The sequence below is a fragment of the Cryobacterium aureum genome, assembly GCF_002954245.1.
Classification (GTDB): Bacteria; Actinomycetota; Actinomycetes; order Actinomycetales; family Microbacteriaceae; genus Cryobacterium; species Cryobacterium aureum.
Map to the genome: position 1 here is coordinate 121683 of NZ_PPTG01000025.1, position 14358 is coordinate 136040.

Below are 14358 nucleotides of genomic sequence, written 5' to 3' on the forward strand. Positions count from 1 at the left end.
AAAGTGAACGGTGCGTGTTGGGATCGGCCGCCGATAACAGGTGTGCAGCCCGAATTACCGACATGATGGAAGAACCAGTCGACTGTTTCAATCTGAGGACCGCTATGACCCGCACGAGAATCGGCTCCGGCACAGACGTGGCGATGCCTCAGCTGGATGCCCCGCGCCGATTTATCGGCGGCCGCACCTTCGACTTCGATCGCGAGGTGGCCGTGATGGCCATCATCAATCGCACCCCGGACTCGTTCTATGACCAGGGCGCAACGTTCGCTCTCGACGCATCCGTTGTGGCGGCCCATCAGGCTATTGCAGACGGGGCCGACTGGATCGATATCGGCGGTGCCAAGTTCGCGCCCGGGCCGGCGGTGCCAATCGAGCAGGAGATCGACCGGGTGGTTCCGGTCGTCGAAGCACTGCGCGGCTCCGGCGTCGTGATCTCGGTAGATACTTTTCACCCAGCCGTCGCCGCCGCAAGCATCGCCGCCGGTGCCCACGTGATCAACGACACGACCGGTGTGCACGACCCGGCCATGGCCGACGTCGTCGCCTCCAGTACTGCCACCCTGGTGATCACGCACAGCCTGGCCGCCCCGCGGATGCCCTACCCGGCGCCGCACTACGACGATGTCGTGGCCGAGGTCAGTGCGTTTCTGCTCGCTCGGGTGGAGCGGGCCATCGGGCGCGGGGTACCGCAAGAGCGGATCATCATCGACCCGGGCCACGACCTCAACAAGACCACCCGGCATTCGCTCGAACTGACCCGGCGGCTCGGTGAGATCACCGGGCTCGGTCTGCCCACCCTCGTTGCCGTCTCCAACAAGGACTTCGTGGGGGAGAGCCTCGACCGTGCGCGCGGCGAGCGGGTCGAGGGATCGCTGGCGGCCATGACGGTCTGCATTTTGCAGGGTGCACGGATCGTGCGCATGCACAACGTGCGGGCCGCCGTCGACGCCGTGCGCATGACCGAGGCGATCCTCGGGTTTCGCCAGCCCGCCTACGAGCGTCACAACCTCGTCTGATGCGCGCCAAACTGCCGCCACGGGCCGAACTCCTCGAGCACTACCGGGTGACCGATCGGTCCCATCCGCGAGTGCGGATGAATTTCATCACGAGCCTTGACGGTGCCGCCACGGTTGACGGCCTCAGTGGCGGCCTGGGCAATGCGGACGACAAGCTGGTCTTCGACACCCTGCGGCTGCTCACCGATGTGATCCTGGTCGGCGCCGGAACGGTGCGCGCCGAGGGTTATGGTGCTATTCAATTTTCAGCGGATGACGCGGCTTGGCGCGTGCAGGCGGGCCTGGCCGCCCAGCCCCCGCTGGCCGTCCTGTCGGGGCGGCTGGCTCTGGACCCGGCGCATCCGCTTTTCACGGAAGCGGCGACCCGACCCATTGTGCTGACCCATGGCGCCTCGCCGGCCGGCCGGCGGGCCGCGCTCGCCGAGGTGGCCGACGTGATCGTCTGTGGCGACGAGCAGGTAGACCCGCGCCGGGTTGTGGTCGCGCTCGCCGAGCGCGGCCTGCCCCAGATCCTGTGCGAGGGCGGTCCGCACCTGTTCGCCTCGCTCATCGCGGCGGACTGCGTCGACGAGCTGTGCCTGAGCCTCAGCCCGGTGCTTGAGGGCGGTCTCGCCGGGCGCATCGCCATCGGCGCCACTGCTGCAACCCGCGCCATGGAGCTGGGGCACGTGCTGCGCGCCGGCGACATGCTCTTTCTGCGCTACGCCCGCCGACAATCCTGACTCAGGCCGGCGGTATCCGCTGGGCCACCTTACGTCCCTGGGCCCAGTTTATAAGCTGCGCCCAGGGACGGGGCCCGGGCCCCGTCCGTAGTGACGGGGTCAGATTGCCACGGACTGGGCTTCGAGGCTCTGGGCGTCGAGGATCGTGTAGCTGTAGCCCTGCTCGGCCAGGAAACGCTGGCGGTTCTGGGCGAAATCCTGGTCGACGGTGTCGCGGGCGACGAGGGTGTAGAAGTTCGCCGACAGGCCGGACTCCTTCGGGCGCAGCAAGCGGCCGAGTCGCTGGGCCTCCTCCTGGCGGGAGCCGAACGAACCCGACACCTGGATGGCCACGGTCGCCTCGGGCAGGTCGACCGAGAAATTGGCAACCTTCGACACCACGAGCACCTTGACCTCGCCCACCCGGAACGCCTGGTACAGCCGTTCGCGTTCGTCGATCGGCGTGGCGCCGGTGAGCTGCGGGGCGTTCAAGACCTCGGCGAGTTCGTCGATCTGGTCGAGGTACTGGCCGATCACCAGGATGCGTTCGCCCTCGTGCTTTTTGATCAGCGCCTGCACCACGCCGAGTTTGGCCGGTGCGGTCGCGGCCATGCGATAACGCTCATCGTCGGCCGCAGCGGCGTAACTGAGCCGCTCGGACTGCGGCAGGTCGATGCGTACCTCGTAGCAGTTGGCCGGGGAGATGAAGCCCTGGGCCTCGATCTCCTTCCACGGGGCGTCGAAGCGCTTCGGGCCGATCAGGCTGAACACGTCGCCCTCGCGGCCGTCCTCACGCACGAGCGTGGCGGTGAGGCCGAGGCGGCGGCGGGCCTGCAGCTCGGCGGTGAGCTTGAACACCGGCGCGGGCAGCAGGTGCACCTCGTCGTAGATCACCAGTCCCCAGTCCATAGCGTCGAGCAGCTCGAGGTGGGCGTACTCGCCCTTACGCTTCGCGGTGAGGATTTGGTAGGTCGCAATGGTGACCGGCTTGACCTCTTTCACCTGGCCGGAGTACTCGCCGATCTCGTCGGCGGTGAGGGTGGTGCGCTTGAGCAACTCGTCACGCCACTGGCGGGCTGACACCGTGTTGGTCACGAGAATGAGCGTGTTCGTCTTCGCGGTGGCCATGGCTCCCGCGCCGACGAGGGTCTTGCCGGCGCCGCACGGCAGTACGACCACGCCGCTGCCGCCGTCGAAGAAGCTCGCGACGGCCTTGTTCTGATAGTCGCGCAGCGCCCAGCCGTCCTCCTTCAAAGCGATGTCGTGCGGGGTCCCTGGGGTGTATCCGGCGAGGTCCTCGGCGGGCCAGCCGAGTTTCACCAGCTCCTGCTTGAGCTGGCCGCGAGCCCACGGCCCAACCAGGTACGACTCCGGTGACGGATGCCCGATCAACAGTGGCGCGATTCGCTTGGCTCCGGCGATTTCGGTGAGCACTGCCTGGTCACTGCTGTGCAGCACGAGCGCGCCCTCAGAGTCGCGCTCGATGACGAGTCGGCCGTAGCGCCCGACGGTCTCGGTGATGTCCACGCTGACTGTCTGCGGTATGGCGAATTTGGAATATTTCTCGAGCGTCGCGAGCATGTCGGACGCATCGTGCCCGGCTGCACGGGCATTCCACAGGCCGAGCCGCGTAATGCGGTAGGTGTGGATGTGTTCGGGCGCGCGTTCCAGCTCGGCGAAAACGGCGAGGTCGTGACGAGCATCCTCGGCAAGAGGGTGGGCGACTTCGAGCAACACCGTGCGGTCACTTTGGACAATCAGGGGGCCATCAGACATAGCGCTCAATCCTACTCTCGTCCTTCCGCGGTCCTGTCCAGTGGATGCCATCGCGCACGCACTCATGACTCTCGTCTGTCTGTGGTCCTGTCCAGCGGCCAGCAGCAGCGCGGCCGTCAGGGGGCAGGGGTAATGCTGAGGATGCTCTTCAGCGGCAAGGTGCGCTCGATATCGGCGCGGCGGTCCCTAGCCCGAAAGCGTCCGTTGCTGACGCTAGCCGGTTCGAGCAGGTAGTCCACCACCGCGCCACCCGGCATCGCAATGCTGACCAGGATGGTCTGCTTGGCCTTGATGGCGGTGTCGAGTTGGCGGGCGAGCCAGGCATCCGCTACGGACACGCCGCTTTCGGCGCCGAGCCGCAGTTTCTGGACCAGGTTGAGGGCAGCATCGACAGTTGGCGTCAGCGTGACGTGCGCGATCTGGTGGCGGCGAAGGTGCACGATCTCGCCGAGGTCATCTTCGGCGGCGACCGGATACCGCGCGTCGCTGAGCGCCCAGAACACGGCGTCACCGGCGAAGCGACTGAGCAAGTGTTCGTTGTCTCCGGCGCGCACGAGCGCGAGCGGCGCGAGAGTCTGGTCGACGGCGATGGTGCCGAGCAGCGCGGCATCCGCTGACCTGACATAGCTCAGAAAAACTGTCTCATCTCCGGGCGCAGCGACCGGGGCGTTCGGCACGCCACTAAGGTCTCCGACTCGCACCCGACCGTACCGCGAGGCCGACTCGTTGATGAGGTAGTCGACCGGCTGGGGAATGCCGGTGAGCGATATCGCCGCGAGAAAGGCCAGCAGCGAGTCGGCGTTCTCGCCTGCGGCCAGGGCGCGATTGACGGATGCCGCGGTGATGCGGTAACTCGACGCCAGCTCTCGGCTTTCCACGTCGGCCATCCCGCGCAGCCGGGAGTCGATGGACGGTGCGAGCGGACCCGGCGCGACGATCGAGAGGTCGTGCTGCAGATAGACGGCGCCGACCTCGGCTGGCAGTGCGGTCGCCATGGTGTCCACGGCCGCCTGGAGGTCGCCGCGCAGCACGCTCGCGCCGGCCGTACTGGTGGTGTCATGGGCGGTGATGCCGAGCAACTCGGCGTCGCGGGCGAACTCGGTGAGCTGGGCGAGCATCCACTCGCCACCGGCCGGATACAGCCAAACGATGAACGCGGTGAGGCCGTCACCCCAGAGCAGCCCGGCCTGACGCGGCAGGATATCGGCTACGATCGGCGGGAGCGCCGCCTGCCAGGCCGCGGCCAGAGCCGCCCAGCGTGCGGTCGTACGCTCGAGCAGCCAGGCTTCGCCGGCCTCTGTCTCCATCCAATAACCGTTCGAGCGGGCGAGCAGGTCGGCCCGGGATGCCAAGGCCAGGATGGGGGCCACCAGATCGACGTCGACCGTCATTACGGCGGCCAGGCGTTTGGTGTCGGGCAGGCCGAGGCCGCCCCGGCTGAGCTGCCGGGCGGGCTCGCGGCTCAGCTCGTTGACCAGCTCGGCGATCGATGACACGACCGCGAAGGCGCGTTCGGCGGCGAGCTGGTCAATGAAGGCGAGCTCGCTGTCTGGCATTGCGGCGAGGGACGCCGGAGGCAGGGCGACGGCGAGGTCGGCGGCAGCAGGTAGACCCTGGGCCGGCCAGTGCGCCAGATGAGACGCGACGGCGTCGTAAGGAATGCAGCATCCGTCGGTGTGATCGGCGAGGAGCAGGGCGTGCAGGGCGTCGACCCGGCGGGTGACGTCGGTCAGCGTGACCTCGGTCGAACCCAATTCGCCCAGTCGGCTGGTCACGGCCTGCAGGGTGGGTACGGAATTGCTGCTCGTGAGCTGTGCGGCCACGGCCAGAACAGCGAGCGTCCCTCGGTCGAGGTGGCCCAAGGCTAGTTGCACATTGCCCGGGTCAAGCAGGGCTTCGGCCAGATCGAAGAAGTCACGGATGCCGCTCGCAGAAACGCCGCGCACCCCGATAACATGCCGCAGCTCGGCATCGGGCATGGCCCGAAGTCTCGATGCGAGGCCGAGCATTACTCGCGGTCTCGTCGAGCTTCGCGACTGCGGCGCACTCCCACAGAAATCATGAGCGCGATGATGAGCACGAACCCGACCGGCAGACCGAAGCGCAGCAGAATGAAGATCGGCGGCCAAATACCACGGCTGAATCCGTCATTGGCGCCGACGCCCATGGCGGTCGCGATGATCACCGCGAGGAACGCCAGAATTGACAGCCCCACCACGCTCGCCACCATATAGGCGAGAACCCGCTCAAGCCGGCTGACGGGATGTGGAGTTTGATTGGTCACCCACTAAGGATACGGGCACGCCGGTGCCACAACCGAATATGCTGGGTTCACACCCCGCGCTCTTTTGTGCGCCCAAAACTCAGTGAGGTTCAGATGCCCACCGGCAAGGTCAAGTTTTACGACGAAGAGAAAGGCTTTGGCTTCATCACATCCGATGACGGTCAAGAGGTCTTTCTCCACGCTTCCGCCCTGCCCTCCGGCGTAACCGTCAAGGCCGGCGCGAAGCTCGAATTCGGTATCGCCGACGGCAAACGCGGCGCCCAGGCGCTCTCGGTACGAGTGATCGAGGCACCGCCGAGCCTGAGCAAGTTCAACCGCAAGCCGGCCGACGATATGGCCATCATCGTGGAAGACCTCGTGAAGCTGCTCGATGGTATCGGCACCAACCTCAAGCGCGGACGCTACCCCGAGTCGAGCCACAGCAAGAAGATCGCGGCGATGCTGCGCAAGGTTGCCGAGGAACTGGATGCCTGAGCTGACCGACGCACAGCCCACCCGGCCGACCGACGCCACCCTGCTCGCGGCCGTTGAGCTGGCGCGCGCGGCGCTGCTGGAGATCACCACCGACGACACCATTGGCGAGGTCATCGGCCACATTGACGAGGGTGACCTCGTGGTGTCGTTGCTGTTCGACTGCCTGATGACCGGCTACCCGGGCTGGCGCTGGACCGTCAGCCTCGCGCGGGTCGACGAGAACTCTGAGCCGAAGGTGCTCGAAACGGAGCTCACGCCCGGCGATGACTCGCTGCTCGCGCCCGAGTGGGTGCCGTGGTCGGATCGCCTCCTCGACGATGACGCGGATGCTGACGACACCGACGACGACGAGTCTGACGATGACGAAGACGAGTCGGATGACGACTCGGACGAGGACGCAGAGGCGCTCGACGACGACGCGGATGATTCCCTCGACGCGCTCGACGGCATCGACTTCGACGAGGCGCTAGCGGCGGCGGAACTGAACCCAGGCGAGACCGACGAGGCCGAGGCCGACACCGATCACAGTGCACCACAGCCACCAACCCGCTCCCGGCGCGCTCGCCGACCCTGAGTCTGACGCTGTCGGCGCCGTTACCTCAACGACGAGGGCGGCGCCGAGCGCGACCAGCCACAGCAGGGTACCGACGAACAGCGCCTTGCGGGCATCCGTTCGGGCGGGCAGCGGATCGGGCCGACGCTCGCTGTCTTTCAACCAGAGACGCATGCCCGATCCTTCCCTTCGCTAGTTCTCGAGGTGTCCGACGACGTGCTCGATGGACGCCACGAGCTTCTTGACGTCCTCAGGGTCGATCGCAGTGAAGGTCGCGATGCGCAGCTGGTTGCGGCCGAGTTTGCGGTACGGCTCGGTGTCGACGATGCCGTTGGCGCGCAACGTCTTGCTGATGGCTGACGCGTCGATGGCGTCGTCGAAGTCGATCGTGACGACAACCTGTGAGCGGTGTGTCGGGTCGGCCACGAACGGGGTCGCGTAGTCGACGCCGGCTGCCCAGTCATACAAAACGGACGACGATGCCTGCGTTCGTGCCGACGCCCACGTCAGTCCGCCGCTCTGGTTGATCCAGTCGATCTGGTTTTCCATCAGCAGCAGCGTGCTGAGGGCCGGCGTGTTCAGCGTCTGGTTCAGGCGCGAGTTGTCGACGGCGTTCTTGAGGCTGAGGAACTCGGGAATGTACCGGCCGCTCGCATTGATGCGTTCAACGCGCTCGAGGGCGGCGGGGGAGAACAGGGCAATCCACAGGCCACCGTCGGAGGCGAGGTTTTTCTGCGGGGCGAAGTAGTAGACATCCGCTTGGCTCGCGTCGAAGTCGATGCCGGCGGCGGCGCTCGTGGCGTCGATGACGGTGAGGGCGCCGGCATCGCCGTCGACCCGGGTAACCGAGGCCATGACGCCGGTTGAGGTTTCATTCTGGGGCCAGGCGTAGACGTCGATGCCATCGCGCACGACGAAGTCGCTGCGTGAACCGGTACCGGCCTTGATCACGTCGGGGGCTTCGAGCCACGGGGCAGCGGCGGCTTTGGCGAACTTGCCGCCGAATTCCCCGAAGACCAGGTTTTGCGCGCGGTTTTCGATGAGGGAGAAGGCTGCGGCGTCCCAAAAGGCGGTCGAGCCGCCGTTGCCGAGCACAACTTCATAGCCGTCGGGAATGCGGAACAATTCGCCGAGGCCGCCGCGCACGCGACCGACGAGGTCTTTCACGGGTGCCTGGCGGTGCGAGGTGCCGAGCACTCCGGTGCCGAATCCGAGCAGGTGATCCAGCTGTTCGCGACGGATTTTCGATGGACCGCAGCCGAATCGTCCGTCGAGGGGGAGCAGATCGGTGGGTATTAGTAGGTCGGCCATACGGCGATTCTAGTTGCCCAGCCGCGGGCGGGTAGGCTTGTGACGCTGTGTGGGTCCGGCCGGGGCCGCCAACGAAGCACCTTTCACTTCTTGATGAACGGTGCGCGCACGAGCCGAATGAAGGGCTGCGGATGAGCGATCTGATCGACACCACCGAAATGTATCTCCGCACGATCCTCGACCTGGAGGAAGAACAGATCGTGCCCCTGCGGGCACGCATCTCCGAGCGTCTCGGACACTCCGGCCCGACCGTGTCGCAGACCGTCGCGCGCATGGAACGTGACGGCCTCGTCATCGTGTCCGGCGATCGGCACCTCGAACTGACCCCGACCGGCCGCAGCAAGGCGGTGCACGTGATGCGCAAGCATCGCCTGGCCGAACGCCTACTCAGCGACGTGATCGGACTCGAGTGGGAGTTCGTGCACGACGAAGCCTGCCGCTGGGAACACGTGATGAGCGAGCAGGTCGAACGCAAGATTCTGGAAATGCTGGGTCATCCGACCGAGTCCCCATACGGCAACCCGATTCCGGGCCTCGACGAACTCGGTGATTCCCCGGCGGTCGCCTTCATGGCGGGCGTGACCAACGTGCTGTCGGTGGTGGCGAGTTCGACCGTGCCGGTGACCGCGGTCATCCGTCGTCTCGGTGAACCCGTGCAGTTCGATCCGGAGTTGCTGCTGCAGCTCAAGCAGAGCGGCGTGATGCCCGGCGCGACCGGGGTGTTTTCGACCGCCGGATCGTACGTTCTAGTACAGGTCGAAGGTTTTGGTGCCGGATTAGAACTGCCCAACGAGGTTGCCGGACACGTTTTCGTGACCACGCCGACCGGCTATAGCCCGGTCGCTCACTGACATCGCGCGGGGTTCGCAGCTCGGCGAATCAAGCCAGTCGTCTCGACCTGTTGGCCGGTCCGTTACCAATCCGTTAGAAAAGTGCCGTTTCAGGGTGACAAATGGGCAAGCGTCTTGTAGCCTCGGGGATGTCCCACAGACCAGAAACGGTCGAAGGACTCTTGTCAAGACGCCTGCTCGCCCGTCTCTTGACTAGGAACACACCCGCGATTAGCGAAGTGGACGGGACAACGACCTAGTGTTGTCGAGGCGCCGGAGGTTGAAACTTTGGCTGCATTAGGAACGAGAAGGTCCAAACGCGGGCTGAGCCGAGCATCCGATTCCCTGGAAAAAGTGGAATCGTCGGCACACTCCCACCGGGCACTGCCGCGCGCGACCCCGAAGAAGCGCCGTGGCGGCATCGCCAACATCGTTGTCATGACCCTCGCTACCGGCCTGGTTGCCACAATGGCTCTCCCTGCATATGCCTTCGCTCCCGGTTCGAAGGACGCCTCCTTCAAAGCCACCGAGTCCACGGAGATGTCCAAGGCGCAGGCGCAGGCCGTTGAAGTGGATGCCCAAGCCGCCACAGTGAGCGTCGCTCGCGAAGGATTCACCGCGACCACCCCCGAAGAACTTGCCGCAGCCGTTGCTGCCGCCGCCGCGGAAACCCGCCGTGTTGAGGTCGCCGCGCAGATGACCTCCTACGCCGCGAGCTACTCCGGACCGAGCGTTGCCGACTTCCTGGCTGACCCGACCTACCCGAATTTTGATCTCGCATCCGTTTTCAATGTGGCCTCGCAGTATCAGGGCACACCGTATGTTTACGGTGGAGCCACCCCGGCCGGCTTCGACTGCTCCGGCTTCATTATGTACGTCTACGCGCAGTTCGGCATCAGCCTGCCGCACTCCTCGGTGGGCCAGGCAGCAGCCGGAACGAAGATCTCCATCGAAGACGCCGTACCCGGCGACCTCGTGATCATGGACGGCCACGACGGCTTCTACGCGGGCAACGGAAACATTCTGCACGCGCCGTACACCGGCCAATCTGTACGGATCCAGCCCATCTGGACCAGCGACTACTACATCGTGCGGATTGGCATCTGATTCGCCTCCCGGCGGTGAACACTCGGTAACAGCTCACACAAATGGCGCATTCAGGTTCACCTGATGCGCCATTTGTGGGTTAACCTAGTGCCCTGATGTAGTTTGTAGGGCCGTAAGGAGAGCCAATGCATGAGCGACGCACTATCCACACCATGGATGTGCGCGGTCGCGAGTGCTTTCGGCATAGTTGTCAGAGCGAGAAGAGCTGCGTGAGCAGCCAGAAGGCGTTGTCATTGTGACGGCGCCTTTTTTTGTAATATTTTTCGCCCTGCCACGCTCCTGTTCTTTACGCATCGGATGTAGTTCGAATGGCTGGAAGCCGTCCAGCCTCCTTCGAAAGGGAGCGCATGCGCACACTGGTACTCAATGCGGGGTATGAGCCCCTCGCCGTCGTCTCGTTCAAACGAGCGCTCATTCTGGTGATGAACCAGAAGGCGACGATCGTACAGTCCGATCAAAACCACCCCGTCTTTGCGGCCTCGGGCTCGTGGGATCGCCCGAGCGTCATTCTGCTCACCCGATACGTGCGCATCCCCATGTCGCGCCTGGTTCCGGTGAGTCGCCGCGGGGTTTTGCGCCGCGACGAGCACCGGTGTTGCTACTGCGGCAAGTCGGCTGCCACGATCGACCACGTGCTGCCGCGGTCGCGCGGTGGCCGCGACACCTGGGACAATCTCGCCGCCTGCTGCCTGCGCTGCAATAACCTCAAAAGCGACCACACCCCGGCCGAAATGGGCTGGGAGCTGCGATTCACCCCACGGATGCCGCAGGGCACGACCTGGATCGTGCGCGGCGTCGAACGGCCCGAGCAGGAATGGGACGCCTACCTAGCTCCGGCCGCGTAGCTGCGCGTCTGTTTCTTGGCTGGCGATCGGCCTGGGCGCATGATCGATGATGCGTCCAGCGAGCAAACTCGCGCCCAGCCGCCGCGGGGCACTACAGAAGGAGGACCGACATGAGAATCGCGATTACGAGCGTGTTCGTGGACGACCAGGCGAAGGCGCTGCGGTTCTACACGGAGGTGCTGGGCTTTGTGAAGAAGCACGACGTGCCGCTCGGCGGCACCGATCGGTGGCTGACCGTTGTGTCCCCAGAATCCCCGGACGGCATCGAGCTGCTGCTCGAGCCCAGCGGTCACCCGGCTGCCAAGTCGTTCACAGACGCCCTATTTGCTGACGGAATCCCGTTCACGCAGTTTGCTGTCGACGACGTTGAGACGGAGTACGAGCGGCTTCTCGGCCATGGCGTGCGCTTCGCCCAGGAGCCCACTGTCATGGGCCCGGTGACCACTGCGGTTCTTGATGACACCTGCGGCAACCTCATTCAGATTGTGCACATGGCCAGGTAGCGAAGTCGAAGGGGAACTGGCCGGGTGGAGTGTGCCTTCGCGAGGTGAGGGGACCGCAGTGCGCTGTCGGCGATCGCGCTGGTCGGGCGAGCCGACCGGCGGGACCGGCTAAACTTGCGGGACCAGCCTCTGTAGCTCAGTGGAAGAGCAATTCCGTCCTAAGGAAATGGCCGGGGGTTCGAATCCCTCCAGGGGCACCATACTATAAGGCCCTGCATCCCTTGTAAACACTGGGCTGTAGGGTTTTTGTCTTCTCAGGAATGGCCGTTTGCCCACATTTTGCCCACACTTCAAAAAATTTCGGTGTGATCTGAAGCAGCTGAAACGGCTCAATTCTGGCATTTCAGCTTGCCAAGGCGACGCCGCGCCAGTGGTTTGGAGGCCGCGTAGCCCTTGGGGGAGCCGATGACGATGTGGCGGCCGACGCGCACGGCATTCGTTTGCACGAGCACCCGCCGTTGCGCCAGGTCGAGGCTGTTCACGTGCAGTCCGACCGCTTCGCCCCAGCGCAGGCCGGTGTAGGCGAGCAGAAGCACCAGCGTTGCATTGTGGCGGGATTCGTCGGCCAGAATCTGCACCTGCGCGTGAGTGAGGTCATGCCGCTGTTTACCGACCTTGCGGGGTAGGTTTACGCCGCGCGCCGGGTTGGACGGTAGCCGGCGGTCGCGTACGAACGCCGCCACATAATACCGAAAGTCACAGGTCACGGCCCGAGGCGGAGCGAAGCGGTCGCCTGTGGCGCGACAGGGGCTCGGACGTTTTCCGATCCCGTCAGGTTTCTGGAAGCCAAATGGTTACGCGTACCCCTTCGTCGGGGAGATGCAGCACTTCGTAGCGGCGGGCAATGGTCCCGCCGTCTTGGGTGCGTAGGTGCTTGAGCGAGGCTCGTCGGCGCTCGACGATGTGCCCGTCCCACCACTCCCCGAATAGCGGGCTCTGCTCGCGTAGCTCAGCGACAAGCGCCTGCAACTCGGTGTCGTGAAGGTTGTCGGCGTTGGCCCCGCGGAGGTGGGCGACGGCTCCGCGCGCAACTTCCTCCCATTCGACGAAGATCTCGCGCGCCCGATCTTCAGTCATGAGGTACCGACAGGTATTTCGCTCCCCGGGCGGGAGATCGGCAAATCCGTCGTAGAGCGCCAGGCCCTCAGGATTCGCCGCGACCATGTTGCTCAGCCGGTCGAGTGCGTAGGCGGGGTTCGGCCGGACGGCCTCGACCAGAGCCGCCATGCGTTGGCCGAGTATGAACTCATCTCCGCGCGCGCTCCGGGGAGGCGAGGTAGCCGCGCGGAGACGGTAGAGATGCTCGCTGGCATCGACGCCTAGCTGGAGCGCGCGCGCGAGCGCATCTAGCACCGCGTCACTGGGACGTGTTTCTCGTCCTTGCTCAAGGCGCGTGTAATAGTCGACGCTGATGCCCGACGCGGTCGCCACTTCTTCGCGGCGCAATCCGGCTACCCGGCGGCGGTTCGCACCGGCGTTCGTCAGAGGCTCCAGTTCTGCGTCGCTTCGCCGTGCCCGAAGGAATTCGCCAAGCTCATTGTGCATCAGTCGGTCTCCTCTGCATTCGCCAACAAGGGTGCGGCGCTCCTAGGAAGATTACGGCCTTCTCTCTCCCCGGTTGGCTGGCCAAGCTGAGACTGATGAGACCCGACAAGCTGAAGGAGCTTCCATGACGATCTACACGCATGGTTACCACGATTCCGTTCTCCGATCGCACCGTTCTCGCACGGCAGAGAACTCCGCCGCTTACCTGCTCCCGCTGCTCAAGCCCACGGACCATCTGCTTGACATCGGCGCCGGGGCCGGAACGATCACGGCCGATCTCGCCGGCTTGGTCGCGCGCGTCACCGCGACCGAGATCGGCACCGACGAGCTCGATCTGACCCGGGTGACAGCGAACGAGCGAGGCGTGACCAATATCGATTTTTCGCCAGCAAACATCCACGCTCTTGAGTTCGACAACGCCACCTTCAACGTAGCCCACGCGCATCAAGTGCTGCAGCACGTCGCCGACCCCGTGCAAGCATTGCGCGAGATGGCGCGGGTGACCAAGCCTGGCGGCATCGTGGCGGTGCGCGACAGCGATTACGCCGGCTTCTGCTGGTGGCCGCAGATCCCGGCCCTAGATACGTGGCTTGAGCTGTATCGCGCCGCCGCGCGAGCCAACGGTGGTGAGCCAGACGCTGGACGCCGCTTACTTTCGTGGGCTCACGCCGCTGGGCTCGAGGAAGTCACCGCTACCTCGAGCACCTGGTGCTACTCCACTCCCGCAGAGAGAGCCTGGTGGGGAGGCATGTGGGCCGACCGCATCCTCGACTCGGCGATTGCAGGGCAACTCATCGAATCGGGACTAGCGACGTCAGAAGATCTCCAGGAGATCAGCGACGCGTGGAAAGAGTGGGCCGCAAGCAAAGACGGCTGGATCTCTATCCTCCACGGCGAACTGATCTACCGTGTGATCCCCACCGCATACTGAGCCGTCGCACCGCGACCCTTTGATTCCAAAATCATCGTCGCGCGCCGCGAGGTGACATTCAGCGCTGAGCGAAACGGCCAGATATTGCGGCGATTCTCAGATGGGTTGCAAGACAATTTCCGCACTGGCGTCCGTTCCTGTCCTAGAGGGCACCACCGTGCGCAGAGACACCCGGATAAGGAAAAGTTCAGCCAGCCCTGCGACCGCGGCGCAGACCTGACGTGTCGCGTAACCTCGATGTCTTGTAACCCATGGGATATGAGACATAACACCCGCTTGACGGAGTCGTGGGTCCGATTAAATTTGCTCGAAATTCGAAGGCCCATCCGCCGAAGGGGAGGGGCGCTGCTGTGATTCAAGGTGCGGAAGACCGGTTGTGGTACGCCAACTTCATCACGATCAGCCCGCTCGCCTCACGGCTCGGGCTGATTTTCTTTGCTGGGGAGACTCATGGCGGAGTACATGAAGAAGTGGTTATC

The 14358-nt window shown here is 64.8% G+C and carries 15 protein-coding genes and 1 tRNA gene; 10 read left to right on the forward strand and 6 right to left on the reverse strand.

The genetic code is table 11. The features are described 5' to 3' along the window. Positions 1 to 104 precede the first annotated feature (104 nt). Positions 105 to 1019, forward strand: a complete 915-nt coding sequence (folP, locus tag CJ028_RS09455; protein ID WP_105035003.1) for a dihydropteroate synthase — start codon at positions 105 to 107, stop codon at positions 1017 to 1019. Then, positions 1019 to 1741 carry a pyrimidine reductase family protein gene (locus tag CJ028_RS09460; RefSeq protein ID WP_105035004.1) on the forward strand — a complete coding sequence of 241 codons (723 nt, stop codon included), beginning with the start codon at positions 1019 to 1021 and terminating at the stop codon, positions 1739 to 1741. The genes folP and CJ028_RS09460 overlap by 1 nt, the downstream gene beginning before the upstream one ends. A 99-nt stretch (positions 1742 to 1840) precedes the next feature. Here the strand turns inward: CJ028_RS09460 and CJ028_RS09465 are convergent, their stop codons facing one another. From CJ028_RS09465 to CJ028_RS09475, 3 genes are all read right to left on the reverse strand, one after another. After that, positions 1841 to 3496 carry a DNA repair helicase XPB gene (locus CJ028_RS09465; RefSeq protein WP_105035005.1) on the reverse strand — a complete coding sequence of 552 codons (1656 nt, stop codon included), beginning with the start codon at positions 3494 to 3496 and terminating at the stop codon, positions 1841 to 1843. Positions 3497 to 3612: 116 nt separating this feature from the next. Beyond that, the gene (locus tag CJ028_RS09470) at positions 3613 to 5475 is read right to left on the reverse strand and encodes a helicase-associated domain-containing protein (protein ID WP_129590451.1); all 1863 of its coding nucleotides are present in this window, start codon (positions 5473 to 5475) and stop codon (positions 3613 to 3615) included. Between the two features lie 29 nt (positions 5476 to 5504). After that, positions 5505 to 5780 (reverse strand): hypothetical protein, encoded by a 276-nt coding sequence (locus tag CJ028_RS09475; protein ID WP_240607174.1) that lies wholly within the window; start codon positions 5778 to 5780, stop codon positions 5505 to 5507. A gap of 93 nt (positions 5781 to 5873) precedes the next feature. On the opposite strand from CJ028_RS09475, the gene CJ028_RS09480 reads away from it, so the two are divergent. Together CJ028_RS09480 and CJ028_RS09485 are read left to right on the forward strand one after the other, a co-directional pair. After that, positions 5874 to 6254 (forward strand): cold-shock protein, encoded by a 381-nt coding sequence (locus tag CJ028_RS09480; protein WP_092112494.1) that lies wholly within the window; start codon positions 5874 to 5876, stop codon positions 6252 to 6254. After that, the gene (locus CJ028_RS09485; protein ID WP_240607175.1) at positions 6247 to 6828 is read left to right on the forward strand and encodes a DUF3027 domain-containing protein; all 582 of its coding nucleotides are present in this window, start codon (positions 6247 to 6249) and stop codon (positions 6826 to 6828) included. Before CJ028_RS09480 ends, CJ028_RS09485 begins: the two co-directional genes overlap by 8 nt. A gap of 171 nt (positions 6829 to 6999) precedes the next feature. On the opposite strand, the gene serC is transcribed toward CJ028_RS09485, so the two are convergent. Next, positions 7000 to 8118, reverse strand: a complete 1119-nt coding sequence (serC, locus tag CJ028_RS09495) for a phosphoserine transaminase (RefSeq protein WP_105035010.1) — start codon at positions 8116 to 8118, stop codon at positions 7000 to 7002. Between the two features lie 131 nt (positions 8119 to 8249). On the opposite strand from serC, the gene CJ028_RS09500 reads away from it, so the two are divergent. From CJ028_RS09500 to CJ028_RS09520, 5 genes are all read left to right on the forward strand, one after another. Further along, a complete protein-coding gene (locus CJ028_RS09500) occupies positions 8250 to 8969 on the forward strand; it encodes an iron-dependent transcriptional repressor DtxR (RefSeq protein ID WP_105035011.1) in 720 nt (239 codons plus the stop codon). 267 nt (positions 8970 to 9236) lie between these two features. Then, on the forward strand, positions 9237 to 10055 hold the full coding sequence (locus CJ028_RS09505; protein WP_240607176.1) for a C40 family peptidase: 819 nt from the start codon (positions 9237 to 9239) through the stop codon (positions 10053 to 10055). A 347-nt stretch (positions 10056 to 10402) separates the two neighbouring features. Then, the gene (locus CJ028_RS09510; RefSeq protein WP_092112504.1) at positions 10403 to 10900 is read left to right on the forward strand and encodes an HNH endonuclease; all 498 of its coding nucleotides are present in this window, start codon (positions 10403 to 10405) and stop codon (positions 10898 to 10900) included. Positions 10901 to 11010: 110 nt separating this feature from the next. Next, entirely contained in the window at positions 11011 to 11403 is a 393-nt protein-coding gene (locus tag CJ028_RS09515; protein WP_105035012.1) for a VOC family protein, read from the forward strand. A 125-nt stretch (positions 11404 to 11528) separates the two neighbouring features. Continuing rightward, positions 11529 to 11603 (forward strand) — tRNA-Arg (locus CJ028_RS09520). 129 nt (positions 11604 to 11732) lie between these two features. Here CJ028_RS09520 and CJ028_RS09525 read toward each other — a convergent pair. Both CJ028_RS09525 and CJ028_RS09530 read right to left on the reverse strand, forming a co-directional pair. Next, positions 11733 to 12110 carry a site-specific integrase gene (locus CJ028_RS09525; protein WP_161498944.1) on the reverse strand — a complete coding sequence of 126 codons (378 nt, stop codon included), beginning with the start codon at positions 12108 to 12110 and terminating at the stop codon, positions 11733 to 11735. Between the two features lie 64 nt (positions 12111 to 12174). After that, complete coding sequence (locus CJ028_RS09530) at positions 12175 to 12948, reverse strand: helix-turn-helix transcriptional regulator (protein WP_105035014.1); 774 nt, start codon at positions 12946 to 12948, stop codon at positions 12175 to 12177. Positions 12949 to 13072: 124 nt separating this feature from the next. Here CJ028_RS09530 and CJ028_RS09535 point away from each other — a divergent pair, with 124 nt between their 5' ends. Continuing rightward, positions 13073 to 13879 (forward strand): class I SAM-dependent methyltransferase, encoded by an 807-nt coding sequence (locus CJ028_RS09535; RefSeq protein WP_205683994.1) that lies wholly within the window; start codon positions 13073 to 13075, stop codon positions 13877 to 13879. Positions 13880 to 14358: the final 479 nt, after the last annotated feature.